General features: G+C 67.2%; 28 protein-coding genes. 9 read left to right on the top strand and 19 right to left on the bottom strand.

Features of this window, described 5'->3' with window-relative positions:
* Positions 1–91: 91 nt before the first annotated feature.
* The 6 genes from G6N59_RS01750 (at position 92) to G6N59_RS01725 (ending at position 3,244) form a co-directional block, all read left to right on the top strand.
* On the top strand, positions 92–1,495 hold the full coding sequence (locus G6N59_RS01750; protein ID WP_138230563.1) for an HNH endonuclease signature motif containing protein: 1,404 nt from the start codon (positions 92–94) through the stop codon (positions 1,493–1,495).
* Positions 1,496–1,850: 355 nt separating this feature from the next.
* Positions 1,851–2,300 carry a hypothetical protein gene (locus tag G6N59_RS01745; RefSeq protein ID WP_138230562.1) on the top strand — a complete coding sequence of 150 codons (450 nt, stop codon included), beginning with the start codon at positions 1,851–1,853 and terminating at the stop codon, positions 2,298–2,300.
* Between the two features lie 64 nt (positions 2,301–2,364).
* Positions 2,365–2,538, top strand: coding sequence for a CsbD family protein (locus G6N59_RS01740; protein WP_138230561.1), 174 nt, complete (start codon positions 2,365–2,367; stop codon positions 2,536–2,538).
* 44 nt (positions 2,539–2,582) lie between these two features.
* Positions 2,583–2,741: a DUF6131 family protein gene (locus G6N59_RS01735; protein ID WP_220099693.1), complete on the top strand. Its 159-nt coding sequence runs from the start codon at positions 2,583–2,585 to the stop codon at positions 2,739–2,741.
* 71 nt (positions 2,742–2,812) lie between these two features.
* Positions 2,813–3,013: a hypothetical protein gene (locus tag G6N59_RS01730; protein WP_138230560.1), complete on the top strand. Its 201-nt coding sequence runs from the start codon at positions 2,813–2,815 to the stop codon at positions 3,011–3,013.
* 66 nt (positions 3,014–3,079) lie between these two features.
* Positions 3,080–3,244: a hypothetical protein gene (locus G6N59_RS01725; protein ID WP_163910838.1), complete on the top strand. Its 165-nt coding sequence runs from the start codon at positions 3,080–3,082 to the stop codon at positions 3,242–3,244.
* Between the two features lie 31 nt (positions 3,245–3,275).
* Here G6N59_RS01725 and ppc read toward each other — a convergent pair whose 3' ends face one another.
* The 14 genes from ppc to G6N59_RS01655 all read right to left on the bottom strand — a co-directional run bounded on the left by ppc (position 3,276) and on the right by G6N59_RS01655 (position 19,429).
* The gene (gene ppc, locus G6N59_RS01720) at positions 3,276–6,083 is read right to left on the bottom strand and encodes a phosphoenolpyruvate carboxylase (protein WP_138230559.1); all 2,808 of its coding nucleotides are present in this window, start codon (positions 6,081–6,083) and stop codon (positions 3,276–3,278) included.
* Between the two features lie 44 nt (positions 6,084–6,127).
* Complete coding sequence (locus tag G6N59_RS01715; RefSeq protein WP_138230558.1) at positions 6,128–6,598, bottom strand: hypothetical protein; 471 nt, start codon at positions 6,596–6,598, stop codon at positions 6,128–6,130.
* Positions 6,595–7,188: an MspA family porin gene (locus G6N59_RS01710; protein WP_407665864.1), complete on the bottom strand. Its 594-nt coding sequence runs from the start codon at positions 7,186–7,188 to the stop codon at positions 6,595–6,597. The genes G6N59_RS01715 and G6N59_RS01710 overlap by 4 nt, the downstream gene beginning before the upstream one ends.
* A gap of 255 nt (positions 7,189–7,443) precedes the next feature.
* The gene (gene secG / locus G6N59_RS01705; RefSeq protein ID WP_029105032.1) at positions 7,444–7,680 is read right to left on the bottom strand and encodes a preprotein translocase subunit SecG; all 237 of its coding nucleotides are present in this window, start codon (positions 7,678–7,680) and stop codon (positions 7,444–7,446) included.
* 57 nt (positions 7,681–7,737) lie between these two features.
* Positions 7,738–8,523 carry a triose-phosphate isomerase gene (gene tpiA / locus G6N59_RS01700; protein WP_138230557.1) on the bottom strand — a complete coding sequence of 262 codons (786 nt, stop codon included), beginning with the start codon at positions 8,521–8,523 and terminating at the stop codon, positions 7,738–7,740.
* A 3-nt stretch (positions 8,524–8,526) separates the two neighbouring features.
* Positions 8,527–9,753 (bottom strand): phosphoglycerate kinase, encoded by a 1,227-nt coding sequence (locus G6N59_RS01695; protein ID WP_138230556.1) that lies wholly within the window; start codon positions 9,751–9,753, stop codon positions 8,527–8,529.
* 34 nt (positions 9,754–9,787) lie between these two features.
* Positions 9,788–10,807 carry a type I glyceraldehyde-3-phosphate dehydrogenase gene (gap, locus tag G6N59_RS01690; RefSeq protein ID WP_163910833.1) on the bottom strand — a complete coding sequence of 340 codons (1,020 nt, stop codon included), beginning with the start codon at positions 10,805–10,807 and terminating at the stop codon, positions 9,788–9,790.
* A 145-nt stretch (positions 10,808–10,952) separates the two neighbouring features.
* A complete protein-coding gene (whiA, locus tag G6N59_RS01685) occupies positions 10,953–11,930 on the bottom strand; it encodes a DNA-binding protein WhiA (RefSeq protein WP_138230555.1) in 978 nt (325 codons plus the stop codon).
* The gene (locus G6N59_RS01680; protein ID WP_138230554.1) at positions 11,927–13,009 is read right to left on the bottom strand and encodes a gluconeogenesis factor YvcK family protein; all 1,083 of its coding nucleotides are present in this window, start codon (positions 13,007–13,009) and stop codon (positions 11,927–11,929) included. The genes whiA and G6N59_RS01680 overlap by 4 nt, the downstream gene beginning before the upstream one ends.
* 22 nt (positions 13,010–13,031) lie before the next feature.
* Positions 13,032–13,949, bottom strand: coding sequence for an RNase adapter RapZ (rapZ, locus tag G6N59_RS01675; protein ID WP_138230553.1), 918 nt, complete (start codon positions 13,947–13,949; stop codon positions 13,032–13,034).
* Positions 13,950–13,974: 25 nt separating this feature from the next.
* The gene (gene uvrC, locus G6N59_RS01670) at positions 13,975–16,002 is read right to left on the bottom strand and encodes an excinuclease ABC subunit UvrC (protein WP_138230552.1); all 2,028 of its coding nucleotides are present in this window, start codon (positions 16,000–16,002) and stop codon (positions 13,975–13,977) included.
* 9 nt (positions 16,003–16,011) lie between these two features.
* A complete protein-coding gene (gene murD, locus G6N59_RS01665) occupies positions 16,012–17,361 on the bottom strand; it encodes a UDP-N-acetylmuramoyl-L-alanine--D-glutamate ligase (RefSeq protein ID WP_138230551.1) in 1,350 nt (449 codons plus the stop codon).
* Positions 17,358–18,689, bottom strand: coding sequence for a MurL-like N-terminal domain-containing (locus G6N59_RS01660; protein ID WP_138230550.1), 1,332 nt, complete (start codon positions 18,687–18,689; stop codon positions 17,358–17,360). Before G6N59_RS01660 ends, murD begins: the two co-directional genes overlap by 4 nt.
* On the bottom strand, positions 18,686–19,429 hold the full coding sequence (locus G6N59_RS01655; RefSeq protein WP_138230549.1) for a hypothetical protein: 744 nt from the start codon (positions 19,427–19,429) through the stop codon (positions 18,686–18,688). The genes G6N59_RS01660 and G6N59_RS01655 overlap by 4 nt, the downstream gene beginning before the upstream one ends.
* Positions 19,430–19,524: 95 nt before the next feature.
* Here G6N59_RS01655 and G6N59_RS01650 point away from each other — a divergent pair, with 95 nt between their 5' ends.
* Entirely contained in the window at positions 19,525–20,010 is a 486-nt protein-coding gene (locus tag G6N59_RS01650; RefSeq protein ID WP_138230548.1) for a GNAT family N-acetyltransferase, read from the top strand.
* Here G6N59_RS01650 and G6N59_RS01645 read toward each other — a convergent pair.
* The 5 genes from G6N59_RS01645 to G6N59_RS01625 form a co-directional block, all read right to left on the bottom strand.
* Entirely contained in the window at positions 19,985–20,461 is a 477-nt protein-coding gene (locus G6N59_RS01645; protein WP_138230547.1) for a PH domain-containing protein, read from the bottom strand. The genes G6N59_RS01650 and G6N59_RS01645 overlap by 26 nt on opposite strands.
* Positions 20,458–20,931, bottom strand: a complete 474-nt coding sequence (ribH, locus tag G6N59_RS01640; protein WP_138230546.1) for a 6,7-dimethyl-8-ribityllumazine synthase — start codon at positions 20,929–20,931, stop codon at positions 20,458–20,460. Before ribH ends, G6N59_RS01645 begins: the two co-directional genes overlap by 4 nt.
* Positions 20,928–22,187, bottom strand: a complete 1,260-nt coding sequence (locus tag G6N59_RS01635; protein WP_138230545.1) for a bifunctional 3,4-dihydroxy-2-butanone-4-phosphate synthase/GTP cyclohydrolase II — start codon at positions 22,185–22,187, stop codon at positions 20,928–20,930. Before G6N59_RS01635 ends, ribH begins: the two co-directional genes overlap by 4 nt.
* Positions 22,188–22,305: 118 nt before the next feature.
* Positions 22,306–22,914 carry a riboflavin synthase gene (locus G6N59_RS01630; protein WP_138230544.1) on the bottom strand — a complete coding sequence of 203 codons (609 nt, stop codon included), beginning with the start codon at positions 22,912–22,914 and terminating at the stop codon, positions 22,306–22,308.
* Between the two features lie 10 nt (positions 22,915–22,924).
* Entirely contained in the window at positions 22,925–23,419 is a 495-nt protein-coding gene (locus tag G6N59_RS01625; RefSeq protein ID WP_138230543.1) for a GNAT family N-acetyltransferase, read from the bottom strand.
* Between the two features lie 65 nt (positions 23,420–23,484).
* On the opposite strand from G6N59_RS01625, the gene G6N59_RS01620 reads away from it, so the two are divergent.
* Both G6N59_RS01620 and G6N59_RS01615 read left to right on the top strand, forming a co-directional pair.
* Positions 23,485–24,201, top strand: coding sequence for an LppX_LprAFG lipoprotein (locus G6N59_RS01620; protein WP_163910832.1), 717 nt, complete (start codon positions 23,485–23,487; stop codon positions 24,199–24,201).
* Positions 24,201–25,778, top strand: a complete 1,578-nt coding sequence (locus G6N59_RS01615) for an MFS transporter (protein WP_138230541.1) — start codon at positions 24,201–24,203, stop codon at positions 25,776–25,778. Before G6N59_RS01620 ends, G6N59_RS01615 begins: the two co-directional genes overlap by 1 nt.
* Positions 25,779–25,809: the final 31 nt, after the last annotated feature.

Here is a 25,809-nt window from a genome sequence, read left to right as displayed (position 1 = left end):
CTTTGGCCACTTTGTTTTCGCTGGTCACAGTGGGCGACTAGCGGCTCATTCGTCACAGCGAGTTGTCAGTCGGTCGAACTAGTGTTCGAATATGGCCACCGACCGCGCCACCATCCTCACCGCCTACGCGGCACTGGAGGACGCGGTCGCCGCGGTCAATGGTCTCGACTACACCGGCCTGGACATCGCCGACCTGCTGGAACTGCAGTCCCTGCGCGAACAGCTGAGGTGTGCGGCCGAGACGGCCGATCATCACATCCTGGTTGCCGCACAAGCCCAGGCCACCGCCCGCGAGATTGGGGCGAAAAACTGGGCCGAGGTGCTGCGCATCCGGCTGCACATCAACACCACCGAAGCTAACCGCCGGGTCCGCGATGCCGAACATCTCGGACCCCGCACGGGGTTGACCGGCGAACCGTTGCCGCCGCAGTGGGAGGCCGCGGCCGCCGCGCAAGCAGCCGGGGCGATCAATCCCGAACATGTCAAAGTGCTCGGCCACGCCATGACAAAACTGCCTACCTGGGTGGACCTGGCGACCCGCCGGCAGTTCGAGCAGTCCCTGGTCGCCGGGGCGCGGCACCAGACCCCCGAAGAGTTGCGTGCCGCCGCCGAGGCGCTGTTGTATCTACTCGATCAGGATGGGCCGTTGCCTGATGATGCCGAACGGGCCCGCCAGCGCGGCCTCACCGTGGGCAGGCAACGACCGGACTCGATGTCGGATCTGCAGGGCGTCCTGACCCCCGAAGCGCGCGCGTACTTCGACGCATTGGTGGACAAATACGCGGCCCCGGGCATGTGTAATCCCGCCGATGCGCAGCCCTGCGTGTCGGGTACCCCGTCAGCCGAGCAGATCAACTCCGACACCCGCAGCCCCGCCCAGCGTCGCCACGACGCGTTCGCCGCGATGTGCCGGATGCTGCTGTCCTCGGGCATGCTCGGTGAGCACAACGGTCTGCCTGTCACCGTGGTGGCCACCACCACCGTCACCGAGCTGGAGAAGCGCGCCGGGGTCGCGCTCACCCACACGGGGTCGAAAATCCCGGTCGGTGATCTGGTCCAGATGGCCGCCACCGCAGGGGCCGACCACTACCTCGTCGTCTTCGACCAGCACAACGCACAACCGCTGCACCTGGGCCGAGCGCGGCGCACCGCCACCGTCGCCCAACGCTTCGCCCTGTTCGCCCGCGACCGCGGCTGCACCAAACCGGGCTGCACCGCCCCCGCCTCCCGCTCCCAAGCTCACCACGTCGACACCGACTGGTGTGACGGCGGCCACACCAACATCACCAACCTGGGCCTGGCGTGCGGCTGCGACAACTGTCTGGCCTACACCGGCGGCTGGACCACCACCATGAAAAACGGCCGAACCCACTGGACCCCACCACCACTGCTCGACATCGGCCAACCCCGAACGAATCAATACCACCACCCGACGCTCTACCCACCCGAGAGCGGGGGCGATGACGACGACGAAAGTGGCAGTCCCACAAGCTGACTGGAGGCACGCCGTGCCCCACAATCGCCACCGCGATCAGCTGATGAGCTGCGCGGCGAGTAAATGCGGCGCCCTTCGCCGAGTCCCGCTTGCCGCTGTGTCGATGATCGCCGGCGCGATCCTCACGATCATCGACGAGCGACCGGCGTTTAGGCCAGGGCGTTCAGCATCCTCAGCGCCCGCATTGGCCCCCCGGCCACGGACTCTGCAAGCCCCCTCGAGTCTGCCATCGCACCATCCACGATCGCGGCCCAACTGGCTGTCAACAATGTAGACAGACGATGTAATTCGACGCTGTTGACAAGGGTCGAAATAGGGCGTGTACTGGGCTTCTAGAAAGTTTCAGAGGTGCACCATGATCGTCATCATCGGTCTGATTGTTCTGCTCATGGCGGCGATCGCAGGGTTCGCCGGCATCCTCACCAATACGACTGCCACCCATCCGCTGGCCGAGAATTTCTCCCTCCTGGGCTATCACGTCACCGGGTCGACCGGCACCGTCTTCCTGTTCGGGATCGTGGACGGCGCAGTGGCGATGTTGGGTCTTGCGATTTTGCTGGCAGGCGCACGACGCACCGCAGGACGCGGGCGAGACGCCCGGGACCAGCTCAAGGATTCGCAACGTGAGACGGCGTTCCTCAACGAGGAGCGCGACCAACGGATCGAACACCAGCAGGCCGACACGACCACCAGCGCAGTGGTGGACCACAAGAAATCGACCGTGGAAGGCGGCACGTCTACCTTGTTCGGACGCTGGCACGGTCGACGACCGGCGGACACCGCGCATCCCGGCAGGCCGCGTTAGTGCCCGGCCCGGATCGCAAGCACAGCCGCAGTCGCGGCGGACCAAAGAAGGAAGGCGACAGCGAATGAGCATCGGTAAGACAATCGCCAACAAAGCCGAGGCGGCCAAGGGCACCCTGAAGAAGCTCATAGGCCAAAGCACCGGCAGCACGCGGCTGCGCAACGAAGGCCGCGTCGATCAATTCAAAGGCAACACCAAACAGGCCGGCGCCAAGATCAGAGACGCCTTCAAACGCTAACCAGCCATCGCTCACCACATGGCCATCGAAACGAGATGTTCCTCATGATCATCGCCGGAATCGTTCTCATCATCGCCGGAATGCTGCTCCACACCAACCTGCCCCTGGTGCCCATCGGGGTCGTTCTCCTCGTCATCGGCTTGGTTCTGATGGCCATGGGACGGATGGGACGTCCCGCCTTCGGCCGCCGTCATTACTACTAACACTGGCCGGCAACACGACTCGACGACGGTGATTCGCCGCCGCCTGGGGTGAATATCAGAGGAGACACATCATGCGATACGCAGGGTTACTGGTAGTCGTCTGGCTGGTGATTGGCGCCTTCGCGGCCGGCCAACGCGGCTACTTCACCCACGCCGAACAGAACTGTGCCAGCGTGGGGACGATCGCGGTCACCGTCATCGCGGGTCCACTCAATTATCTGGGTGTCAATCCGAAGGTCACGAATTGCGTTGTACCAAAGCCAAGTTCATGACACCCATAGCTCAGGTCCAACCGATCTGAAGCGCAATACCCTACTCAACCACTGCAAGAAGTCAGCATGATTATCAGCACCCAGGCTTTGGTCGTCGTCATCGCGATCATCGCGATCGTCTTACTCATCGCTCTCGGGACGATGTTGATGAAATGGAGCTTTCTCCTGCTTGTCAAAGGCCGGGCCAAGAGGCCGATCGCCGTCCACGGCAGCGAACCACCGAATCTCTGACTCACGGCCAGAATTCGAACAGCCGACACGGCTACCCGCTATTTCGCAGCGCGGTGGCCAACCCGCTCATGGTCAGCAGGATGCCGCGTTGCACGAGTTCGTCGTCGTCGCCGGAGCGGTAGCGGCGCAGCAGCTCGACTTGAAGATGGTTGAGCGGCTCCAGGTACGGGAACCGGTTGAACACCGACCGCGCCAATGCGGGGTTGTCGGCGAGCAGGTCGTCGTGTCCGGTGATCAGGGCATGCATCCGGATGGTGCGCTCATGTTCGGCGGCGATCTTGTCGAAGACACGGTGGCGCAACGCCTCGTCGTCCACGAGCTCCGAATACCGCGCTGCCAAGCCGAGATCCGACTTGGCCAGGACCTGCGCCATGTTGGACAGCACAGTCCGGAAGAACGGCCATTTGGCGTACAGGTCCCGCAGTACCTCGAGACCACCCTCGGTGTTCTCGATGAACTCCTCGAACGCCGTGCCGGTGCCGTACCAGCCTGGCAGCATCACCCGGGACTGGCTCCAGGCCAGTACCCACGGGATGGCCCGCAGATCGGCGATCGAGGTGGTCGGCTTACGTGACGTCGGGCGACTGCCGATGTTGAGCGCGCCAATCTCGCTGACGGGCGTCGACGCCTTGAAGTATTCGACGAATCCCGGTGTGTCGTGCACCAATTCGCTGTAGGCCCGTTGCGCGCGGGCGGCGAGGTCGTCGAGCACGTCATAGGCGGGCGCCGCCGCGTCGCCGAGCCCTTCGACGTCGAGCAGGGTCGACTCCAGGGTGGCGGCCAACAGGGTCTCCAGATTGCGATGCGCCGCATGCGGTTCGGCGTATTTGGCGGCGATCACTTCGCCCTGCTCGGTGATCCGCAGCGAGCCCCTGACCGCTCCGGGCGGCTGCGCGAGGATCGCGTCGTAACTCGGGCCACCGCCACGGCCGACAGTACCGCCGCGGCCGTGGAACAATCGCAGCCGAATTCCGGTCTTGCGGGCAGATTCCACGAGGTCGAGCTCGGCCCGGTAGAGCGCCCAGTTGGCCGCCAGGTACCCACCGTCCTTGTTGGAGTCGGAGTAACCGAGCATCACCTCCTGATGCTCTCCCCGGGCAGTGACAATCGAGCGGTACAGCGGAATGGCAAGGGCCGCTTCCAGAATCGACGATCCACGCTGCAGGTCATCGATGGTCTCGAACAACGGCACGATGCCGACCGGGCTGTAGGGCTCGGGCCCGGCCGCGTCGAGCAGACCCGCCTCCTTGAGCAACACCGCGGCCTCGAGCAGGTCCGACACCGACTGGCACATCGAGATGATGTAGTTCGGAATGGCCTGTGCCCCGAAGACCTCGACGGCCCTGGCGGCCGCCGCGACGATGTCCAGTTCCTTGCGAGCGAGTTCGGACAGCTGGGCATCGCGGCTCACCAGCGGGCGGCGGGTGGACAGCTCGGCGACCAACACGGCGACCCGCTCGTCTTCCGGCAGCGACGCATAGTCAGGGTGCACACCGGCCCAGGCCAGCAGTTCGGCGACCACCTGCTCGTGCACTTCGGAGTTCTGCCGCATGTCGAGGCCGCACAGGTGAAAACCGAAGACCCGCACAGACTCTCGGAGCCGAGCCAACCGATCGTCGGCCAGCACACTGGTACCGCCGGCACGGAGCGAGGCATCGATGACGTCCAGGTCGGCGAGCAGCTCGCCCGGTGTGACGTAGCGCGGCAACCCGAGGCCCAGCTCGTGCTCGGGCTGCCGGTCGAGGATCTCGGCGGCCGTGGCCGTCAGGCGCCCGCGGACCACGTGCAGCGCCTGGCGGTACGGTTCGTCGGCGTGGGCCGGTTCAGGATGCTGGTCGGCCAGCGCCTGCAACTCGTCACTCACGCGCACCAGCCGCGCCGACATGGACAATTCGTGGTCCAGCGCAAGAAGTTCGGCGAAGTAGCGGTCCAGCGCGGTGTAGGCCGCGCTGCCGCTCGCCAGCCGCACCACGTCGCCGGTGACGTTGGGATTGCCGTCACGGTCGCCGCCGATCCAGGATCCTGGCCGCAGGATCGGCGTCTCCAGCAGCGCGGCACCGGGCCAGCGGGCCTGGAGCGCGGCGCGCACCTCGGCGTTGACCTGCGGGATGACGTCGAAGAACGCGGCCGGGTAATAACGCAGACCGGTGGCGATCTCGTCTTGAATCTTCAACCGTGACAACCGGATCAGCGCCGTCTGCCACAGGGTGAGGATGTGCCGCCGCAACTCGGTCTCGATGTCGCGGTCGTCGCGCGTGCGCGTGTGCCCGTGCAGCCGCAACCGCATCAGGTCGGTGATCCGGTTCTGGGTGTCGAAGATGGTCCGTCGCCGGGTTTCGGTGGGATGGGCGGTGATCACCGGTGAGACGAGCGCGCCGCGGAGCGCATCGGCGACCGCCGCCGCGTCCAATCCCCCGGCCTCATCCAGCTTGCGGTACGTCGCGGCCAGGCTGCTGTTCTGCGGAGGCTCCCCGGCTGCCACGTGCACGGCACGCCGCCGTTCGCGGTGGATGTCCTCGGCAACGTTGGCCAGCAACGCGAAATGGGTGAACGCTCGGATGACCGGGATGGCCTGATGAATATCGATGCCGGAGAAGAGCGCTGCCAGGTCGGCCCGGTCGATCTCCGACCGCCGCACCCGGAACGACTCCACTCGCGCCCGCTCGACGAGATCGAACACGGCGTCACCGTTCTGCTCGCGAACCGTGTCACCGAGGATGGCGCCGAGCAGGCGAATGTCTTCACGCATCGGCTCTGTGGCCTCCCGGCCGACTTCGGTGCGCTGAACCGATCCGATCGGCAGCAGCGTGGTGTCTGGAACGTCGGGAGCCTCTGGCATACCTCAGTATTGACGGCGGACGCCGGTGCCGCAGCACTTGGCACTCAGGGTGCCGGGGTCGGGACCACGATCGGTGTCGTGGTCAGCGTGACCGTCGTCACCGGTGCCGGCGGCCCAGCCGGGACGATCGGCGCCGATGACGTTGTGGTGGTCGTGTCCGCGGCACCGGATGAACTACCCGAACGCGACGTCGTCGTTGATGGCTGTTGCCCGTCCGGCATCACGATCGGGGTCGAGGTGGAATCGCCACCGCCATGATCGCCGCCGCCCCCGCCGCCGCTATCCGAATCCGCGTTGGGCGGCCAGTCCACGGCTGTCGGCGGCCAGGCCTTGGCAGATGAGCTGCCGCCGCCCGGCGGGGCGCAACCCGACCCTGCGCCGAAGTCGCCGGCACCGGTGCAGTCGGCATATGCCGGCGACGAGACGGTCAACCAGGCCGACGCCGCCCATGCCGCCACGCCGACTGCGGCGGCCCACCGACGGCCGGGCCTGACAAGCGTTCGCACGGCACTCATAGCTGCACGATGTCCCCGTACGCATTCACGCTGTCGTCGTTCTTGTCGGTGTCGATGGTGGCCGTAGAGAAGAAGCGGATCGCCACGGCCCCACCGCAGGCGTCGACCTTGACGTGAGCATCGTGGACGGTGATGCCGCCGGTACGGCCCTTGAGCGACTTCTTGCCCAGCACCACATTGGTGATGGTGCCCGGCAACAGGTTCACCGAGACGTTGCCTTCCAGATCGGCATAGGGACCGATGGCATTCAGCACGTTTCCACTGAACCCCGGGTTGACCCCGATGTCGGCGTCTCCGCCGACGCTCGCACCCTCGCTGAGGTCGACCTGGCACCCGAGCTGCAGGCCGACGATCAGCGTCCCGTTGTTGACCGCCGACGAGCCGCTGCCCTCGATGCCGGCCTCGGCCCGCCCGGTGACGAAACCCTCTCGGGTGAAGGCCGTCGCGGCCATGTTGGGCACCGAATTGACGGTCATCTGGGTCAGCGAAACGCCCAGGCGCCAACCGTCTTCCGTATTGACAGACTGCTTGACATCGGCGATAGGTAGTGGGTCGGCTCCGGCCGGACCGGGGGCCACCCCGCCGGCCATGCAGAGTAGCGCCATCGCACCAGCGCTCGCCCGAACACGTTTCACCACAGACTCCGCCTTATCCGCCAGCAACCCACGACTGCCCTGGAGGTACCGAGGCGAGCGTAGGGGTCGGCGCTAAGCGCGCCCTGTCATCGACTTAAGCACCAGCCCAGCACTGGCTGGACGCTTCCTGTCAGTGCCGGCACAACAGACAGAACCGGCCACGCCTGGCAGGCGTGGCCGGTTCTGCAAGCTGAAGCTGGGCAGCCGAATCTAGGCGCCGTACTTGATCTGCAGCGCGATGCCGATGATCGACACCAGCCAGATGCCGGTGATGAAGTACGTCAGGCGATCCAGGTTCTTCTCCACCACGGTGGAGCCGGACAGGCTGGACTGCACACCGCCGCCGAACAGCGTCGACAGACCGCCGCCCTTGGCCCGGTGGAGCAACACCAGCAACACAACCAAGACGCTGGTGATGATCAACGTGATCTGCAGGGCCAAAATCATGACGCTCAGCTTACCGGTGGTCTAACGGACATCACGGCACAGGTCCAGTTTGCCGTTTCACGGCAGGGGCCCACCTGCGGCGATCGCCGACAACGTCGCGAACTGCTCGCCATCGAGCGAGGCACCACCGACGAGCGCACCGTCGACGTCGGGTTTCCCCACGAGTTCGCCGACGTTCTTGGCGTTGACCGAGCCGCCGTAGAGCACGCGCACGGTCGCGGCGATCTCGGGCGAGGCAAGCTCGGCCAGCGTCGAGCGGATCGCGGCGCACACTTCCTGCGCGTCGGCGGCGCTGGCGACGCGGCCGGTGCCGATGGCCCAGACGGGTTCGTAGGCGATGACGATCTGCGCGACCTCATCCGCAGAGAGCCCGGCCAGTGAACCAGCGAGCTGGCTGGTGCAGTACTCGACGTGGTTACCGGCCTCGCGGATGTCGAGCCCTTCTCCGATGCACACGATCGGGGTCAGGCCGTGCTTGAGCGCGGCCTTGGCCTTGGCGGCGACCAGGGCGTCGTCCTCATGGTGGTAGGTCCGGCGCTCGGAGTGCCCGACGACGACGAACGTACAGCCCAGTTTGGCCAGGAACGCCCCGCTCACCTCACCGGTGTAGGCGCCGGAGTCGTGCTGGGATACATCCTGCGCACCGTAGGTGAGCAGGAGCTTGTCGCCATCGACCAGGGTCTGCACACTGCGCAGGTCGGTGAACGGCGGCAGGACCGTGACGTCGACCTTCGCGAAGTACTTCTCCGGCAAGGCGAAAGCGATCTTCTGGACCAGGGCGATGGCCTCGAAATGGTTGAGGTTCATCTTCCAGTTGCCGGCGATGAGCGGCTTACGCGCCATGTTCTACGACTCCAAGACTTCGATGCCGGGGAGGGTCTTGCCCTCGAGGTACTCCAGCGACGCGCCGCCACCGGTCGAGATGTGCGAGAAGCCGTCCTCCGCGAGTTCGAGCTGGCGCACTGCGGCCGCCGAGTCGCCGCCGCCCACGACGCTGAACGCGCCCTTGGACGTAGCAGTGATGATGGCTTCGGCCACACCCTTGGTGCCGTCGGCGAAGGCCGGGAACTCGAAGACGCCCATCGGGCCGTTCCAGAACACGGTCTTGGCGTTGGACAGCAGTGCGGTGAACCGTTTGACGGACTCGGGGCCGATGTCCAGGCCCATCTTGCCTTCGGGGATGCGGTCGGAGGCCACGGTCTCCGGTTCGCCATCCGCGGCGAACTTGTCGGCCACGACGATGTCGACGGGGAGGTGGATGACGTCGGCGTAGGTGTCCAGCAGGCGCTTGCAGGTGTCGATCATCTCTTCCTGCAACAGCGAGGTGCCGACGGAAAGCCCTTGGGCCGCAAGGAAGGTGAAACACATGCCGCCGCCGATGACAATGCTGTCGGCCTTGGTGGCGAGGTTCTCGATGACGGCGAGCTTGTCGGACACCTTGGAGCCACCCAGCACGACGGCATACGGCCGCTCGGTCGAGCTGGTCAGCTGCTCGAGCACCTTGACCTCGGTGGCCACCAGCGTGCCCGCGTAGTGCGGCAGGATGTTCGCGACGTCGTACACCGAAGCCTGCTTGCGGTGTACCACCCCGAAGCCGTCTGAGACGAACGCGCCGGGCGAGCCGTCGGCGCCCTCGACCAGAGCCGCCAGTTCGCGGGCCAGGGCCGCACGCTCGTCGTCGTCCTTGCTGGTCTCACGCGGGTCGAAGCGGATGTTCTCCAGCAGCAGCACATCACCGTCGGTCAGGCCCTCGGCGCGGGCGAGCGCGTCGGTGCCGACGACGTCACCGGCCAGCTGGACGTGCCGGCCCAGCTTCTCTCCGAGCGCTGCGGCGACCGGTGCGAGCGAGAACTTGGGGTCCGGGCCGCCCTTGGGCCGGCCCAGGTGGGCGGTGATGACGACCTTGGCACCGGCGTCGGCCAGCGCGGCCAGCGTCGGGACGGAGGCGATGATCCGGCCCGGATCGGTGATGTTGCCGTTCTCGTCGAGTGGGACGTTCAGGTCGGAGCGGACCAGGACGCCCCGCCCCTCTACGCCTTCGCCCAACAGCTCATCGAGGGTCTTGATGCTCATACCTGTCTTTCTCTTACGTGCTCTTACGTGCGATTTACAGCGATTTGCCGACCAGTGCGGCCAGGTCGGCGATGCGGTTGGAGTAGCCCCATTCGTTGTCGTACCACGAGACGACCTTGGCCTGGTTGCCGATGACCTTGGTCAACCCCGAATCGAACAGCGAACTATGCGGGTCGGTGACGATATCCGATGACACGATGGGCGCGTCGTAGTACTTCAAAATCCCCTTCAGCGGCCCCTCGGCCGCGGCCTGCATCGCCGCGTTGATCTCCGCGGCGGTCGCCGACTTACCCAACTCGGCGGTCAGATCGGTCACCGAGCCCGTGGGCACCGGCACCCGCAGCGCATACCCGTCGAGCTTGCCTTTGAGTTCGGGCAGCACCAGACCGATGGCCTTGGCCGCGCCGGTGGAGGTCGGCACGATATTGATCGCCGCCGCCCGTGCCCGCCGCAAATCCTTGTGCGGCCCGTCCTGCAGGTTCTGATCCTGGGTGTAGGCGTGGATGGTCGTCATCAACCCACGCACGATCCCGAACTCGTCATTCAACACTTTGGCCAGCGGGCCCAGGCAGTTCGTCGTGCACGAGGCGTTGGAGATGATGTTCTGGCTGCCGTCGTACTTGTCGTCGTTGACACCCATCACGATGGTGATGTCCTCACCGGTCGCCGGCGCCGAGATGATCACCTTCTTGGCACCCGCATCCAAATGCCCCTTGGCCCTGGCCGCATCGGTGAAAATCCCGGTCGACTCCACCACGATGTCCACACCCAGATCCCCCCACGGCAACGCCGCCGGACCCTCCTTGACCGCCAACGCCTTGATCTTCGTGCTGCCCACCACCAAGGTGTCCCCGTCAGCACGCACCTCATGAGGCAGCCGGCCCAGGATCGAGTCGAACTTCAGCAGATGCGCCAGCACATCGGTGGAGGTCAGGTCATTGACCGCCACGATCTCCAGATCAGTGTTCGTCCCCGACGCTTTCTGCGCGTCCAAGGCCCGGAAAAAGTTACGTCCGATGCGCCCGAAACCGTTGACGCCGATCCGAATAGTCACTGCTGTGCTCCTTCGCCGGTACTCCTGGACAGGTCATGCGGTGAATCCTCAGCCAGCCTAGTGCTGTGACGAACTCCACGCCGGACTCCGACGCGTGCCACGCGTCGGGTACGACTCCTGTCCGGTGAATACCGGCCGACGTGCGCTACGCGTCGTCGAGCAGATCGGGGGTGACGGCCGACTCCGTGTCTGGAATCCCGTCCAGTTTGGCCTTGCGATCGGCCATCGACAGCAGGCGGCGAATCCGGCCCGCCACAGCATCTTTCGTCATCGGCGGATCGGCGAGCCGGCCCAGCTCCTCGAGCGAGGCCTGCCGGTGTTCGACGCGCAATCGCCCGGCGGCCGACAGATGATCGGGCACCGTGTCACCGAGGATGTCGAGCGCCCGCTCGACCCGAGCCGCAGCCGCGACCGCCGCCCGGGCGGACCGGCGCAGGTTCGCGTCGTCGAAGTTGGCCAGCCGGTTGGCGGTGGCACGCACCTCGCGGCGCATCCGTCGCTCTTCCCAGTTGAGCCGGGTGTCCTGGGCGCCCATCCGGGTCAGCAGCGCACCGATGGCCTCGCCGTCGCGCACCACCACCCGGTCGCTACCGCGGACCTCGCGGGCCTTGGCGCTCACCCCGAGCCGACGGGCCGCGCCCACCAACGCCAGTGCCGCCTCCGGTCCGGGGCAGCTGACCTCCAGCGCCGACGACCGGCCGGGCTCGGTCAGCGAACCGTGCGCGAGGAACGCGCCGCGCCAGGCCGCCTCGGCGTCCCCGACGCTGCCGCCGACCACCTGGGCCGGCAAGCCACGCACCGGCCGGCCGCGCATATCGAGCAGCCCCGTCTGCCGTGCCAGTGCCTCGCCGTCCTGCGCAACCCGCACCACGTACCGGGTGCTCTTGCGGATGCCACTGGCGGACAGCACGTGCACGACGGCGTTGTAGCCGTACAGGTCATAGATGTCCTTGCGCAGCCGCCGCGCGATGCTGCCCAGGTCCACCTCGGCCTCGACGACGACGCGACCCGCCACGATGTGCAGACCGCCGGCGAAGCGCAGCAGCGACGCCACCTCGGCCCGGCGTGCCGTCACAGAGTTGACGACAAGCCGGCTGAGCTCGTCCTTCACTTCCGACGTCATCGCCACGAATCGTCACCTCTTGGTCCTTCAGGGGTCGGCTGCGGACGGAATCCGTCGGCCGACCGAGCGGCGGGAGTGGATGGCTCGTATGCGGGCCGGGCCGGTGCGCTGCCATTGAGACGCACCCGCTCCAGCGCAGCCGCAAGTCGTGCCGGGTCATGTAAAGGTGTACCAGGTCGGGATACGTCAGCAAACTCGACCTGAGCCTCGAGAAACGAGGCGGCCCGGCGCAGTTGGTCGCGTTCCCGCTCACTGGGGACACTCGCCGCGTCGACGATGATGTCGTGCACCGTCAGGCCGGGGGCGTGCTGCGACAGCACGTGCACATGCCGTTCGGCCGAGAAACCGGCCGTCTCCCCCGGCTCGGCGGCGAGGTTGAGTACCAATGCCCGTCGCGCCTCGGTCGCCTGCAACGCGGCCAGCAGCTGGGGCACCAGCACATGCGGGATCACGCTGCTGAACCACGAGCCCGGACCGAGCACCACGAGATCGGCCGACATGATGGCGTCGACCGCCTGCCGGGTGGCGGGCGGATCGCCCGGCAGCAGCCGGACCCGGCGCACCTTGCCCGGCGTGGTGGCGACCGCGACCTGACCGCGGATCACGCGACTCATCCGCGGATCGGCCTCGAGCCCGGACACGTCGGCCTCGATCTGCAACGCGATGGGACACATCGGCAGCACCCGGCCCTTGACCCCGAGGATCCGGCCGAGCTCGTCGAGCGCGGCGACCGGGTCGGCCAGCACCTCGTTGAGGCCGGCGAGCAGGAGGTTGCCGATCGGGTGACCGGCCAGCGCGCCGCTGCCATTGAAGCGGTGCTGGATGATGGTGGCCCACAACTGTCCATGCGGACTGTCAGATGCCAAGGCCGCCAACGCCATTCGCAGGTCACCCGGGGGCACGATGTCCAGCTCCGAGCGCAGCCGGCCCGACGAACCACCGTCATCGGCGACCGTGACGACGGCCGTGACGTGCGGCGTCAGCCGGCGCGCCGCCGACAGCGTCGCGTACAAACCGTGTCCGCCACCGAGCGCGACGATGCGCGCAGGTCCGCCGACCTCTTCACGAGCGGCGGTCATTTTCCTCCTCGCGTGCGGGAAGTCATTCGCGCCCCAGATCCCGGTGCAACACACGCACAGTCAGGTTGTCACCGCCACGCAGCCGGCCCGCCAGCGCTTCGGCGATCGCCACGCTGCGATGCTTGCCGCCGGTACAGCCGATGGCCACGGTCATGTAGCGCTTCCCCTCCCGGCGATAGCCGTCGATCACAACCCCTAACAGCCGATGGTAGGTGTCCACGAACTCGGCAGCGCCCTGTTGTCCCAGCACGTAGTCCCGAACCGCCGGATGCTGCCCGGTGTGGGGCCGCAACTCGTCGACCCAATGCGGATTCGGTAGGAACCGGACATCCATGACGGTGTCGGCGTCCATCGGCAGACCATATTTATAGCCGAACGATTCGACCGTCACGCTCGTGCCGGTCGCCGCCTCCTCGCCGAAAGCCCGCTCGATACTCGCGCGCAACGCCGGTACCGGCAGCGTCGAGGTGTCGATGACCAGATCGGCCGTGGCACGAACCGACTCCAGCAATCTCCGTTCGGCGGCAATGCCTTCCGCGAGAGTCTGGTTGCCCTGCAGCGGGTGACTGCGCCGGTTCTGCTCATAGCGGCGCACCAGGATGTCGTCGGACGCCTCCAGGAACAGCACCCGCGGGAAGACGCTGCGGGTCGCCAATTCGCGGCGAACAAAGTCCAGGTCTCCCGTGAAACCACGGGACCGGACGTCCATGACCACGGCCAGCTTGGTGATGCGGGAACCGGCGGCCAGACCCAGCTCGACCATGCGGGTGATCAGCTCCGGGGGCAGGTTGTCGGCGACGTACCAGCCGAGGTCCTCGAGCACCTTGGCGGCGGTGCCGCGACCGGCACCGGACAGACCCGTGACCAGAACCACGTCGATCTCACCGGCGGCGTCACCAGCAGCGCCGTCCATCTGTTCGTCTGTCACGACCTCGTCCATCTCCCGCTGCTCATCTGCTGCGCGCTCACTCTGGTGTCCGATCATTGTCGATATCGGTCGGCGCCGCCGCCGAATCCGGCTGGGAATCAGCGGTGCCGACGGGGTGAGCCGACCGCAGGGCGTCGACCACCGCCTGGGCCGTGGCCGCACCGATGCCGGGGACCGCGGTCAGTTCGTCGACGCCGGCCTCTTTCAGCCGCGCCACCGAACCGAAGTGGGTCACCAACGCTTTGCGCCGGTGCTCACCGAGGCCCGGGATCGCGTCGAGCACCGACGCCGTCATCCGCTTGGACCGCTTGCTGCGGTGATAGGTGATGGCGAACCGGTGGGCTTCGTCACGCACCCGCTGTAGCAAATACAGGCCTTCGCTGTTGCGCGGCATGATCAGCGGGTCCGGCTGTTCGGGAACCCACACCTCTTCCAGACGTTTAGCCAAGCCGATGACGGCCACATCCGTGACACCCAATTCGTCGAGCACAGTAGCCGCCGCATTCACCTGGGGCCCGCCGCCATCGACCACGAACAGGTTGGGCGGGTAGGCGAATCGCTTTGGCCGCGCCGGGGTTTCGCCGGTGTCGGCACCGTCGATGTCCGCGCGGACCTGGGTGTCGGCCACGTGGCGCGCGAAGCGCCGGCGGGTCACCTCGGCAATGGACGCGACGTCGTCGGACCGGCCGTCGCCCGCGGCCTCGCGAATGGCGTAGTGCCGGTAGTCGGATTTGCGGGGCAGTCCGTCCTCGAACACCACCAGCGAGGCCACCACGTCGGTGCCCTGCACGTGGCTGATGTCGACGCACTCGATGCGCAGCGGCGCGTCATCCAGCTCCAGCGAATCCTGAATGCTTTGCAGTGCTTCCGATCTGGCGTTGAAGTCGCCGGCCCGCTTGAGCTTGTGCTGCGCCAGTGCATCCTGCGCGTTGCGTTGCACAGTGTCGGCCAGGGCACGCTTGTCGCCGCGCTGTGCCACCCGCAGCTGCACCCGGGAACCACGCAGACCGGACAACCAGTCGGCGAGTTCATCCGCGTTGTCCGGAAGTGCCGGAACCAGAACCTCTTTGGGCACCGGGTTGGTGATCTCGTCGGTCGGTGCCGTGCCGCGCAGCTCGGCCTGATCACCATAGAACTGCGTGAGGAACTGACTCACCAGGTAGTCCTCACCCGACTCACCCGGCTCGCCGGATTTCTCGATGACCCAGCCGCGCTGGCCGCGGACCCGGCCGCCGCGGACGTGGAACACCTGGACGGCGGCCTCGAGGTCGTCGTCGGCGAAGGCCACCACGTCGGCATCGGTACCGTCGCCGAGCACGACCGCCTGTTTCTCCAGCGCTCGCTTGAGCGCCGAAATGTTGTCCCGCAGCCGCGCCGCCCGCTCGAACTCCAATTCCTCGGCGGCCTCGGCCATCTGCTGTTCCATGTCCCGGGCCAGCCGGTCCGTCTTGCCGGCCAGGAAGTCGCAGAAGTCGTCGACGATCTTGCGGTGCTCGGCGGCGGTCACCCGGCCGACGCAGGGGGCCGAGCACTTGTCGATGTAGCCCAGCAGGCAGGGTCGGCCGATCTGGTTGTGCCGCTTGAACACTCCGTTCGAGCAGGTGCGCGCCGGAAAGACCCGGATGAGCAGATCGAGCGTCTCGCGGATGGCCCAGGCGTGCGAGTACGGGCCGAAGTACCGGACGCCCTTGCGACGCGGCCCGCGGTACACGAACAGCCGCGGGTACTCCTCATTGAGGGTGACGGCCAGGACCGGGTACGACTTGTCGTCGCGGTACCGGATGTTGAACCGCGGATCGAACTCCTTGATCCAGTTGTATTCCAGTTGCAGCGCTTCGACTTCGGTCGTGACGACCGTCCACTCGACACTGCCGGCCGTGGTCACCATCTGGCGGGTGCGGGGCGCGAGCGCAGACAGGTCGGCGAAGTACGAGTTCAGCCGGCTGCGCAGGCTCTTGGCCTTGCCGACGTAGATGACCCGGCCATGCGGATCCCGGAACCGGTATACCCCCGGTTCCAACGGGATGGTTCCCGGCGCGGGCCGGTACGTCGATGGATCAGGCACCGTTACAGGTTAGTTCGACTGGCTGACAGCATCCGACGCCCCGAGGTGGGCGTCGATGAACTCGCAGAACGCCGCGGCCTTTGCCACGTAGTTGGCGAACAGGTCATAGCTGGCCGCGCCCGGCGACAGCAGCACGGCCGTCACACCTGGTACCGCGGCCGCTGCCCGTACCGCCGCCTCCAGGCTGTCCACCGGGTGCACGGACTCCGGGTGTGCGGCGGCGAAGCGGCGCCCGATCGAGGTCCCGTTGGTCGGGCCCTGGATGAGGTGAACGTCACGCGCGCCCGAGAGCAGGTAGTCGTCGATCTGTTCGTAGTCGAGCTGACGGTCCATGCCGCCGACGATGACGGCCACCCGGTCGTCGGGGCGCATCGAGCGCAATGCGGCGACCACGCTCTCGCCCGTGGTGGCCAGGGTGTCGTCGATCCAGCGCACTCCCCCGGTGCGCCGCACAACCTGGAGCCGGTGCGGCAATGCTTCGAATGTCGTTACCGCACCGATGAATTCGTCCTCGGCCACCGGCCGGCCGATCACCTCGGCGGCAGCGACAGCAGCCAGGGCGCCGTTGACGACGTTGTGCTCATAGGCCATCACATAATCGCCCGCCCCGAGCTCAGCCTGGGTGCGGGCGGCCTCGTCTGCATCGACGGTGCGCACCACCGGCGGCAGCGCGATGCCGAGGCGATGCAGGACGCCGAGCACCTGCGGTGTGGTGACCAGAATCTCACCGCCGCAGGCGAAGACGTTGGCCTTCGCACTGTGGTAGGCGCCGATGTCGCCGTGCCAATCCAGGTGGTCCTCGAAGAGATTGGTGATCACCGAGATTCGCGGCGACGCGGTCACCAGAGCGCACTGCTGGCTGGACAGCTCGGCGACCACGACGGCGTCCGCTCCGGGCTCCAGATCCGACAGCGGGGTGCCGATGTTTCCCGCGACCACGGCATCCGCGCCGAGCCGGCACAGCAGGTGCGTCAGGAACGACGCTGTCGTGCTCTTGCCCTTGGTCCCGGTGACGCCGACAGTCTGGGCAGCGTACCGGCGCAGGTACCAGTCGGCCGCGCTGGACAACGTGCTGCCGGCGTCGCGCAGTTGGGCGAAAAACGGCTGATGCCAAGGTATCCCGGGGCTGAGGAACACCACGTCGCAGTCCGCGAGGCGGGCAAGGTGCTCGGTACCGCGCCACAAATTCAGATTCGCGATATCGCCGGGCGCATCCAGGGTCCCCCGCCCCGCATCATCGACGGCATCGATGCGCGCGGCCCCCGCGGCGGCCGCGGTACGGGCCAGCGACTGGCCCTCCTTGCCGAAACCCCAGATACCGACGGCGGCACCGTCGAGGTCTGGGCGCTGGGACGTCATGGACGACCCGCCAGGGCGGCGCGATAGCGCTCGGGCACGTATTGCACGGCGGAGCTGTCGTCGTGGTCGGCGGCGACGCGCTCCAGATCGGCTCGCACACTGCGGAATTCCTCCACCAGCGGCAGTCCGGTCCAGGCCTCGTCGTCGAGAATGGTCAGCATCGACTCGGCGGCCTCGTAGTACTCGCCGACGCATTCGAACGGCTTGTGCGCACCGACACCGAGGATGTCCGCGAATTCGGCGCGACTGTCTGTGTCCTCGAACAGGTTTCGCCCGAAGATCGCCTCCACCTCGGCTCTGCCCAGGCGCGGCGCCATCAGGACGAACACGAATTGACACTTCGGGCAGTGGCCGCACCAGGTGGCACCGCGCCGGCCGGCATCCAGGGCGAACGGCCGGTTACAGCTGATGAAGGCGCGGAAATACTGGGGACTGGCGGCGAACCGATCGGCGATCTGCGACTCCGACAGGCCGCGCAGCAGCGAGAAGTACCGGTCCGGGTTCAGCCCATACGAGGCGAGGGTGTCCCGCAACAGCGTCTCGTAGGTGACGCTCTTGGACCATTGGTGGTTGATGTCCTGGCCCATCCATTCGACATTGCCGACGTTGGACGAACGCTCGTTGGACAGCACCACGGGTCCCAGGCCGTTGGCGTCCGCCACGATCAAGCCGATGATGCTGTTGATCGCGGTGACCGGGATGTGGCCGTTGTAGGCGCCGGCGGCGTTGACGTCGATGAGGGTGCGGTCGATGGACCGCATCACGCGCACGTGCGGCAGCCCGCTGATCTCGATGCACCGGTCGATCGGGTCGAACTTGTTGACGTTGAACAGCACCGGCTGCAGCGGGGTGAGCGCCTCGATCGTCACCACCGAGTCCTTGCCGCCGCCGACCGGCACCAACGGGGCCGCGTCGGGATTCCAGGTGTCGGGCTGCTGCGCACCGATCTGGGCGCGATCACCGGTGATCTCCGGGCTCAGCGCGCCGGGCAGGTTGTTGCGGTAGGCGTATTCACCCAAGCCGCCCGCCAGCACCTGGCGCAGATACTCCCGTTCGAAATCATAAGTCGGGAAAGCGATTTCGATCTGCGGCGGCGCGGCCGCCTTGTAGTAGCTCAGTGCGCAGGTCAGCGTCAGCAGCCGCAGCAACCGGTCGTCGGGCCGGCCACCGGCCAGGCTGTCCCCGAAATCGACGGTCTCGGCGAAGCTGACGTCGTCGGCGGAATCGGCCCCGCACATGGTGTAGCGCCCGTGGAACACGCCGCCCTCGATGTCGAAGCCGTCGATACGAAACGACTTGTAGGACTGTGGGACAAAAGGTTTGGTCACAGCTGCTCCAGGAACGGCGGGTAGGACGAATCAACGGGGACAGTGCGGTCGCCGAGTTGTGCGACGGGATGGGTGCGGTACCGCGGCGAGATCCACCAGGCGTGACGCACCGCGTCGACGGGCACCGCTGCGCGAGATGCGACGGATCGCACGACACCGCAGGTGTGCAACTGCTCGAGGATCGAGACGGGCTCCGGATTCTCGACACCGACCCGCTCGGCACCGACGTCGAGCACCAGAGCGCCGGCGACGGGCGGGGTGACGTCCGGACCGGGTGCGATGCCGTCCGCGCAACCCTGTTCAGCCAGCCGGCGCAGCAGGTGGTCAACGGTGGCCAGGCTGGTCGTCCGGGCCGCCATCCGCAGCCACCGCTCGTCCCTCGCCGCCGGTGCGGTCCATTCGCTGTCGCGCCGGCCGATGCGTACCGGATCGGGTGCGTAGACCTGGGAAGGCGTGCCTGTCACCGCGCACCGGCCGCCGTCCACGATCGTGATGGTCGCGGCCACCAACTGCCCCGAGAAGCGCGCCACCGCAGCGCCGAGGTCAGCCTCGGACGGCATGGTCAGCCCGAAGTAGTCCGCGGGTTCGGCGAGGTGATGCCACAGCCAGGCCATGTCGACGGTCCGGCCCTGGTAGATCGGCACGGTCACCGTCGGGTACGAGCCAAGGCGGCCGACCAGTTCGGCGGGTGCGATCGCCGCGACGTCGAGCGGCGGCGAAGGCATGCGAAAATCGGTCACTATCAGCAAATTCTATCCCATGGGAGGGCGCGGACAGGTGGGCCTCGTGATCGGACGGATATGACGACCGGCGAGAAGCCGGAGGCGGATCGCACGTGACACCGACAGGGGTGATCCGGCTCACCGAGGCCGACTGGCGGATGTTCGCCGCGCTACGGCTGCGCGCGCTGGCCGATTCCGCGGGGACCGACGACGCCGAATACCGCACCGAGATGAGCTTCACCGGGACGCAATGGCGCCGGCGGCTGCGGGCCCACGCCCAGTTCGCCCTCGCCCAGGACGACCGCCTCGTGGGCCTGATCGCCGCGCATCGGGCCAGCCCCCGGTCGGTGTACCTGTACTCGCTGTGGACCGATCCGACCGCGCGTGGTCGCGGGGTGGCGCGCACCCTGCTGACCGCGGCGATCGACTGGGGACGTGAGCTGGGAGCGCACACCGTGACCCTGCGGGTGCACCGCGACAATGCGGCGGCGCTCGGGGTCTACCAGGACTTCGGTTTCGTCGCCACGGCCGATCCGGCCGAGAGTTCCCAAAACCCTGGTCCGGCAGACGAACTCACGATGTCTTTGTCGTTGAGCTGAGATCCGGGCGGTACTTCGCGACCAGTTCGCGAAGCTGGTCCATCGCGTCGACGGCTCGCACCTTGTCGACGGTCTGGATGGCCATGATCGGGACGTACTCGTCGTCGGGCAGGTCCACCCGGGCCCACCGCGCACCCAGCGGGAACGACACGCCGACGATGTCGGGCCAGGGAATGAGCTTGTCGCTCAAGACGTTACGGACGACGATACCGGCCGGGCCGACCCGCAGCCGGGTCCGCGTCGGCAGCAGGACGGCACCGGCCAGGATGAGCCCGAGCAGCGCCATGGACACCTGGTCGGAGGTCTGGAAGATCACCCCGGTGGCGCCGAGTTTCAGCAGCGCACCCACGGTGACGTGCACGGCGATGATGACGACGGCCGCCGCGTACGCGACGTACCTCACCCGCTGCGGCCGGACCTCCAGGTCCCAGCTGCCGGCGTCCTTCGTCATCGGCGCAGGTCGCGCAGGGTGAGCGCGGTGGCCAGGGCCGCGGACGCGGCCTGCTCGCCCTTGTCTTCCGCCGAACCGGGCAAGCCGGCGCGATCGATGGCCTGCTCTTCGGTGTTGACCGTCAGCACGCCGTTGGCGACCGGAGTCGACTCGTCGAGCGACACCCGGGTCAGGCCCTGCGTGACGGCGTCACACACGTAGTCGAAATGCGGTGTGCCACCCCGGATCACCACGCCGAGCGCGATCACCGCGTCGTGTGTCTTGGCCAATTCCTGTGCCACCACCGGGATTTCGATGGCACCGAGCACCCGGATCACGGTCGGTTCGGCAATGCCCGAGGCAGTGGCCACCCGGCGCGCGCCGTCCAGCAGCGCGTCACAGACGGTGGTGTGCCAGGTGCTGGCCACGATGGCCAGCTTGATTCCGGACGCGTCGAGCGCAGGCATCTCCGGAACGCCGGTCCCGCTCATATACGGTCTCCGTCTGTTGCATCACCGGCGAAATCGTCAAGTCCGATGAGGTCATGTCCCATCCGGTCCCGCTTGGTCATCAGATACCGGATGTTGTCGGCATTGGGGCCGATGGGCAGTGGCACCCGCTCGATGATGTGCAGGCCGTAGCCGTCCAGACCGACGCGCTTGGCCGGGTTGTTCGTCAGCAGCCGCATCGACCGGATACCGAGATCGACCAGAATCTGGGCACCGATGCCGTAGTCCCGGGCATCGGCGGGCAGGCCGAGTTCCAGGTTGGCGTCGACGGTGTCGGCGCCGGCATCCTGCAGCTGATAGGCCTGCAGTTTGTGCAGCAGGCCGATGCCGCGGCCTTCATGCCCACGCATGTACAGCACCACGCCACGGCCCTCATTGGCCACCATCTCCATCGCGGCGTCAAGTTGGGGGCCGCAGTCGCAGCGCCGCGAACCGAACACGTCACCGGTCAGGCACTCGGAGTGCACGCGCACCAGGACGTCGTCACCGTTCTCCGGGGACACATCGCCGCGTACCAGGGCCACGTGTTCGACGTCCTCGTACATGCTCGTGTAGCCGACGGCCCGGAACTCGCCGTGCCGGGTCGGAATCCGGGCCTCGGCCACCCGCTCGATGTGCTTCTCGTGCTTGCGGCGCCACTCGATGAGGTCGGCGATGGAGATCAGCGCCAGGTCGTGGTCGTCGGCGAAGACGCGCAGCTCGTCGGTCTGGGCCATGGCGCCCTCGTCCTTCTGGCTGACGATCTCGCAGATCGCGCCGGCGGGCTGCAATCCGGCCAGGCGGGCCAGATCGACCGCGGCCTCGGTGTGACCGGGACGGCGCAGCACGCCACCGTCCTTCGCGCGCAACGGAACTACGTGTCCCGGCTTGGAGAAGTCGTCCGCGACAGCGTCCGGGTCGGCCAGCGCCTGCATGGTCTTGGCCCGGTCTGATGCCGAAATGCCGGTTCCCACACCCTTTTTCACGTCAACGGTGACGGTGTAGGCGGTGCCGTGCTTGTCCTGGTTCACGGCGTACATCGGCAGCAGGCCGAGGCGGTCGCAGATGGCGCCGTCGAGCGGCACACACAGGTAGCCCGAGGTGTAGCGGACCATGAAGGCCACCAGCTCCGGCGTCGCCTTCTCCGCGGCGAAGATCAGATCGCCTTCGTTCTCGCGATCTTCGTCGTCAATGACGACGACAGCCTTGCCCGCCGCGATATCGGCAATCGCCCGCTCGACGGAATCAAGCCTCGTCATCTCCACCACCCTTGCCGTGGCCACATCAGGGCCAAGTTGATCACCTACCAGTATGAACCACTGGTACACGCCGACTTACTCCCGCCGGTCCGCTCAGCGGACACGGCGTGACGGCCCGCTACTGCGCCGGGGTGAGCAACCGCTCGACGTATTTGGCGATGACGTCGACTTCCAGGTTCACCGTGGTGCCCACCGGGGCGCGGCCCAACGTCGTCAGCTGCAACGTCGTTGGGATGAGAGAGATCTCGAACCAGTCGCCCTGCTCGTCACGGCCGAGGCCGGACACCGTCAGCGATACCCCGTCGACGGTGATCGAGCCCTTCTCGACCACATACCGGGCCAGCTGCGGCGGCAGCGCGATGCGCACGACCTCCCAGTGCTCCGAGGGTGTGCGCGCGAGGACCGTGCCAACCCCGTCCACATGACCCTGCACGATGTGCCCGCCCAGCCGGCTGTTGATCGCCGCGGCGCGCTCGAGGTTCACCCGGCCGCCGACCTCGACACCGGCCAGGCTGGACCGGTTGAGGGTTTCCGCCATCACGTCGGCGGAGAACGCGCCGTCGGGCAGGACGTCGACGACGGTCAGGCAGACACCGTTCACCGCGATCGAATCACCGTGGCCGGCGTCGGTGGTGACCAACGGACCGCGGATGACGAAGCGGGCCGCGTCGGCCAGTTGGTCCTTGCTGACGATCTCGCCGAGCTCTTCGACAATGCCGGTGAACATGCGCACCAGCCTAGCTATCCCCCGAAAGCCGCTTCTCGCCGAAGTAGTGCGCCACCGGGTTGCCGTTGAAATTCGGGATCGGCCGGTATCCCTCCGCTTCGTACAACCGCTGGGCATACGGCTGCCGCGACCCCGTGTCGAGCCGGGCAACCGTGTAACCGAGCCCACGGGCGGCGTCCTCCAAGGCCCGCAACAGGATTCGGGCCAGCCCCTGCGCGCGCGCCTCCGGCGCCACGTACATCCGCTTGATCTCGCAGGCCCCGTCGGGCAGCCGCTTGAGCCCGCCTCCGCACACCGGCCGGCCGTCGCGGTATCCGGCCAGGTAGACGCCGTGCGGCGGGCCGAGCTCGGCCGGCCCGGCCTTGGGCATGTCCGGTGCGTTCAGATCGAGCCCGCCGCGGACGTCGGCATACAGTTCCGCCATCTCGGCCTCCATCGCGCCGACCAGCGCCGCGCCGTCACCGGCATCGATGGGAACCGCCAGGAATTCGACCTCAGCAACCATGCCTGTGGTTCTACCGGGCCATCGAGACAACTTGTTAGTCAGGCGCACCTATTACGATGCAGGACATGCAGACGCGCAAACGCTCCGCCATGCTTGTTTCCCTACTCTCCACCGCGATGGCCGGGGTGCTCCTGGTCTCGGGCTGCTCCAAGTCCGAGGCACCCTCGACCCCGCTGCCCGACGCAGCCACGCTGCTCAAGCAGTCCGCCGACACCACCCGCGGCCAGCAGAGCGTGCACCTGGTTCTGACCGTCAACGGCAAGATCGCCAAGATGACGGTGACCAAGCTCACCGGTGACATGACGCTGACCCCGGCCGTCGCCGGCCAGGGCAAGGCCAACCTGTCGGTGGGCGGCATGGGCGTCCAGGACGCCCCGTTCGTGGTCTACGACAACCACCTGTACGCCTCGCTGTCGGCCGGTGGCCCCCTGTCCGACTTCGGCCCCGCCGACGCCATCTACGACATCTCGGCGATCCTGCGCCCGGAGACCGGCCTGGCCAACATCCTGGACAACTTCACCGATGCCAAGGCCGTGGGTCGCGAAGACATCAACGGCGTGAAGACCGTGAAGGTCACCGGCACCGTCAGTGCCGACGCAGTCAACAAGATCGCTCCGCAGCTGAAGGTCACCAACGCGCTGCCGGGTACCGCCTGGATCGAAGAGGGCGGCAACCACCAGCTGGCGCAGGCGCAGCTGGAGACCAGCCCGGGCAACAGCCTGCAGATGACCCTGACGGATTGGGGTAAGCCGGTCACCGTCAACAAGCCCGACGTTCAGTAATGGCCGGGGGCAACAACCGCCACGTCGCCATCGCCGCGGGTAGCCTCGCGGTCCTGCTCGGCGCGCTCGACACCTATGTCGTCGTGACGATCATGACCGACATGATGAAGGACCCGCCGGACGGGATCGGCATCCCGATCAACAAGATCCAGCAGGTCACGCCGGTGGTCACCTGGTACCTGCTGGGCTATATAGCGGCGATGCCGCTGCTGGGCCGGGCCTCGGACCGGTTCGGCCGCAAACTGGTGCTGCAGGCCAGCCTGGCGCTGTTCGCGGTGGGTTCGATCGTTACGGCGATGGCCGGCATGTTCGCTCCGGCGAACGACATGATCGAGCCGCTGATCCAGCTGATCATCGGCCGGACCATCCAGGGGGTCGCCAGCGGCGCGCTCCTGCCGGTGACGCTGGCACTGGCCGCCGATCTGTGGGCGGCGCGCAACCGCGCCGGGGTGCTCGGGGGTATCGGTGCCGCGCAGGAGCTGGGCAGCGTGCTCGGCCCGCTGTACGGCGTCGGTGTGGTGTGGCTGCTGAACGACTGGCGCGATGTTTTCTGGATCAACGTGCCGCTGACCATTGCGGCCATGGTGATGATCCATTACAGCCTGCCCTCGCGCGTCGAGACCGAGACGCCGGAGAAGATCGACGTGCTGGGCGGCGTCTTGCTGGCCGTCGCGCTCGGGCTCGCGACCTGGGGTCTGTACAACCCCAACCCGGACGGCAAGCAGGTGTTGCCGGAAAACGGTCCACCGTTGCTGATCGCCGCGGCAGTGGCGGCGGTCGCGTTCTTCGCCTGGGAGAAGATCGCCCGCACCAAGCTGATCGATCCGGTAGGCGTGCACTTCCGGCCGTTCCTGGCCGGTCTGGCGTCATCGCTGTGTGCGGGCGCGGCACTGATGGTCACGCTGGTGAACGTCGAGTTGTTCAGCCGCGGCGTGCTCGGCATCGACCAGGCCCACGCGGTCTTCAAGCTGGCGTGGTTCCTGGGTGCGCTGCCGGTCGGCGCCCTGGTCGGTGGGTGGATCGCCACCCGCGTGGGCGACCGCATCGTGGCGTTCGCCGGCCTGCTCATCGCGGCCGCCGCGTATCTGCTGGTGTCGCACTGGGACATGAACGTGCTGGAGGCCACTCACGACCTCGTGGTCGTCGCGCTGCCGAAGCTGCCGACCGACCTGATCATCGCCGGCCTGGGGCTGGGTCTGGTCATCGGTCCGCTGACCTCGGCGACCCTGCGGGTGGTGCCGACGGCCCAGCACGGCATCGCCTCGGCCGCCGTCGTGGTGTCCCGGATGATCGGCATGCTGATCGGCATGGCGGCCCTGTCCGCATACGGCCTGTACAAGGTTCAGCAGGCGCTGGCTGCGATGCCACCGGTGAAAGGCGTCGACCTCGCCGACGCTGCGGAGCAGATCGCGCGGAACACCAGGGCCGCGTACACCATGCAGTACAGCTCGATCTTCCTGATCACCGCCGTTGTCTGCGTGGTGGGTGCAGTGGCGGGTCTGCTGATCGCCGGCCGCCACGAGCAGGCCGACGAACCGGAGACCGCTCCGGAGGTCAATCCGGCGCCGGTGGCTTAGGCCATCAGCCCAAACGACAACGGAGCCGCAG

Source organism: Mycolicibacterium aubagnense (genome assembly GCF_010730955.1).
Taxonomy (GTDB): domain Bacteria; phylum Actinomycetota; class Actinomycetes; order Mycobacteriales; family Mycobacteriaceae; genus Mycobacterium; species Mycobacterium aubagnense.
This window is presented reverse-complemented; position numbering and strand designations above follow the sequence as displayed.

Excerpts from the sequence above, each read along its gene's own strand:
- G6N59_RS01625 (WP_138230543.1), bottom strand. The coding sequence starts at position 23,419 with ATGGTTGCTGAGGTCGAATTCCTGGCGGTTCCCATCGATGCCGGTGAC.
- G6N59_RS01645 (WP_138230547.1), bottom strand. The coding sequence starts at position 20,461 with ATGACGAAGGACGCCGGCAGCTGGGACCTGGAGGTCCGGCCGCAGCGG.
- G6N59_RS01740 (WP_138230561.1), top strand. The coding sequence starts at position 2,365 with ATGAGCATCGGTAAGACAATCGCCAACAAAGCCGAGGCGGCCAAGGGC.
- G6N59_RS01745 (WP_138230562.1), top strand. The coding sequence starts at position 1,851 with ATGATCGTCATCATCGGTCTGATTGTTCTGCTCATGGCGGCGATCGCA.
- G6N59_RS01615 (WP_138230541.1), top strand. The coding sequence starts at position 24,201 with ATGGCCGGGGGCAACAACCGCCACGTCGCCATCGCCGCGGGTAGCCTC.
- G6N59_RS01750 (WP_138230563.1), top strand. The coding sequence starts at position 92 with ATGGCCACCGACCGCGCCACCATCCTCACCGCCTACGCGGCACTGGAG.
- G6N59_RS01620 (WP_163910832.1), top strand. The coding sequence starts at position 23,485 with ATGCAGACGCGCAAACGCTCCGCCATGCTTGTTTCCCTACTCTCCACC.
- G6N59_RS01680 (WP_138230554.1), bottom strand. The coding sequence starts at position 13,009 with ATGACCGCCGCTCGTGAAGAGGTCGGCGGACCTGCGCGCATCGTCGCG.
- G6N59_RS01695 (WP_138230556.1), bottom strand. The coding sequence starts at position 9,753 with ATGAGCATCAAGACCCTCGATGAGCTGTTGGGCGAAGGCGTAGAGGGG.
- G6N59_RS01635 (WP_138230545.1), bottom strand. The coding sequence starts at position 22,187 with ATGACGAGGCTTGATTCCGTCGAGCGGGCGATTGCCGATATCGCGGCG.
- tpiA (WP_138230557.1), bottom strand. The coding sequence starts at position 8,523 with ATGGCGCGTAAGCCGCTCATCGCCGGCAACTGGAAGATGAACCTCAAC.
- murD (WP_138230551.1), bottom strand. The coding sequence starts at position 17,361 with ATGACGTCCCAGCGCCCAGACCTCGACGGTGCCGCCGTCGGTATCTGG.
- G6N59_RS01630 (WP_138230544.1), bottom strand. The coding sequence starts at position 22,914 with ATGTTCACCGGCATTGTCGAAGAGCTCGGCGAGATCGTCAGCAAGGAC.
- G6N59_RS01715 (WP_138230558.1), bottom strand. The coding sequence starts at position 6,598 with ATGAGTGCCGTGCGAACGCTTGTCAGGCCCGGCCGTCGGTGGGCCGCC.
- G6N59_RS01730 (WP_138230560.1), top strand. The coding sequence starts at position 2,813 with ATGCGATACGCAGGGTTACTGGTAGTCGTCTGGCTGGTGATTGGCGCC.
- G6N59_RS01735 (WP_220099693.1), top strand. The coding sequence starts at position 2,583 with ATGATCATCGCCGGAATCGTTCTCATCATCGCCGGAATGCTGCTCCAC.
- secG (WP_029105032.1), bottom strand. The coding sequence starts at position 7,680 with ATGATTTTGGCCCTGCAGATCACGTTGATCATCACCAGCGTCTTGGTT.
- G6N59_RS01725 (WP_163910838.1), top strand. The coding sequence starts at position 3,080 with ATGATTATCAGCACCCAGGCTTTGGTCGTCGTCATCGCGATCATCGCG.
- whiA (WP_138230555.1), bottom strand. The coding sequence starts at position 11,930 with ATGACGTCGGAAGTGAAGGACGAGCTCAGCCGGCTTGTCGTCAACTCT.
- G6N59_RS01710 (WP_407665864.1), bottom strand. The coding sequence starts at position 7,188 with ATGGCCGGCGGGGTGGCCCCCGGTCCGGCCGGAGCCGACCCACTACCT.
- rapZ (WP_138230553.1), bottom strand. The coding sequence starts at position 13,949 with ATGGACGAGGTCGTGACAGACGAACAGATGGACGGCGCTGCTGGTGAC.
- ribH (WP_138230546.1), bottom strand. The coding sequence starts at position 20,931 with ATGAGCGGGACCGGCGTTCCGGAGATGCCTGCGCTCGACGCGTCCGGA.
- ppc (WP_138230559.1), bottom strand. The coding sequence starts at position 6,083 with ATGCCAGAGGCTCCCGACGTTCCAGACACCACGCTGCTGCCGATCGGA.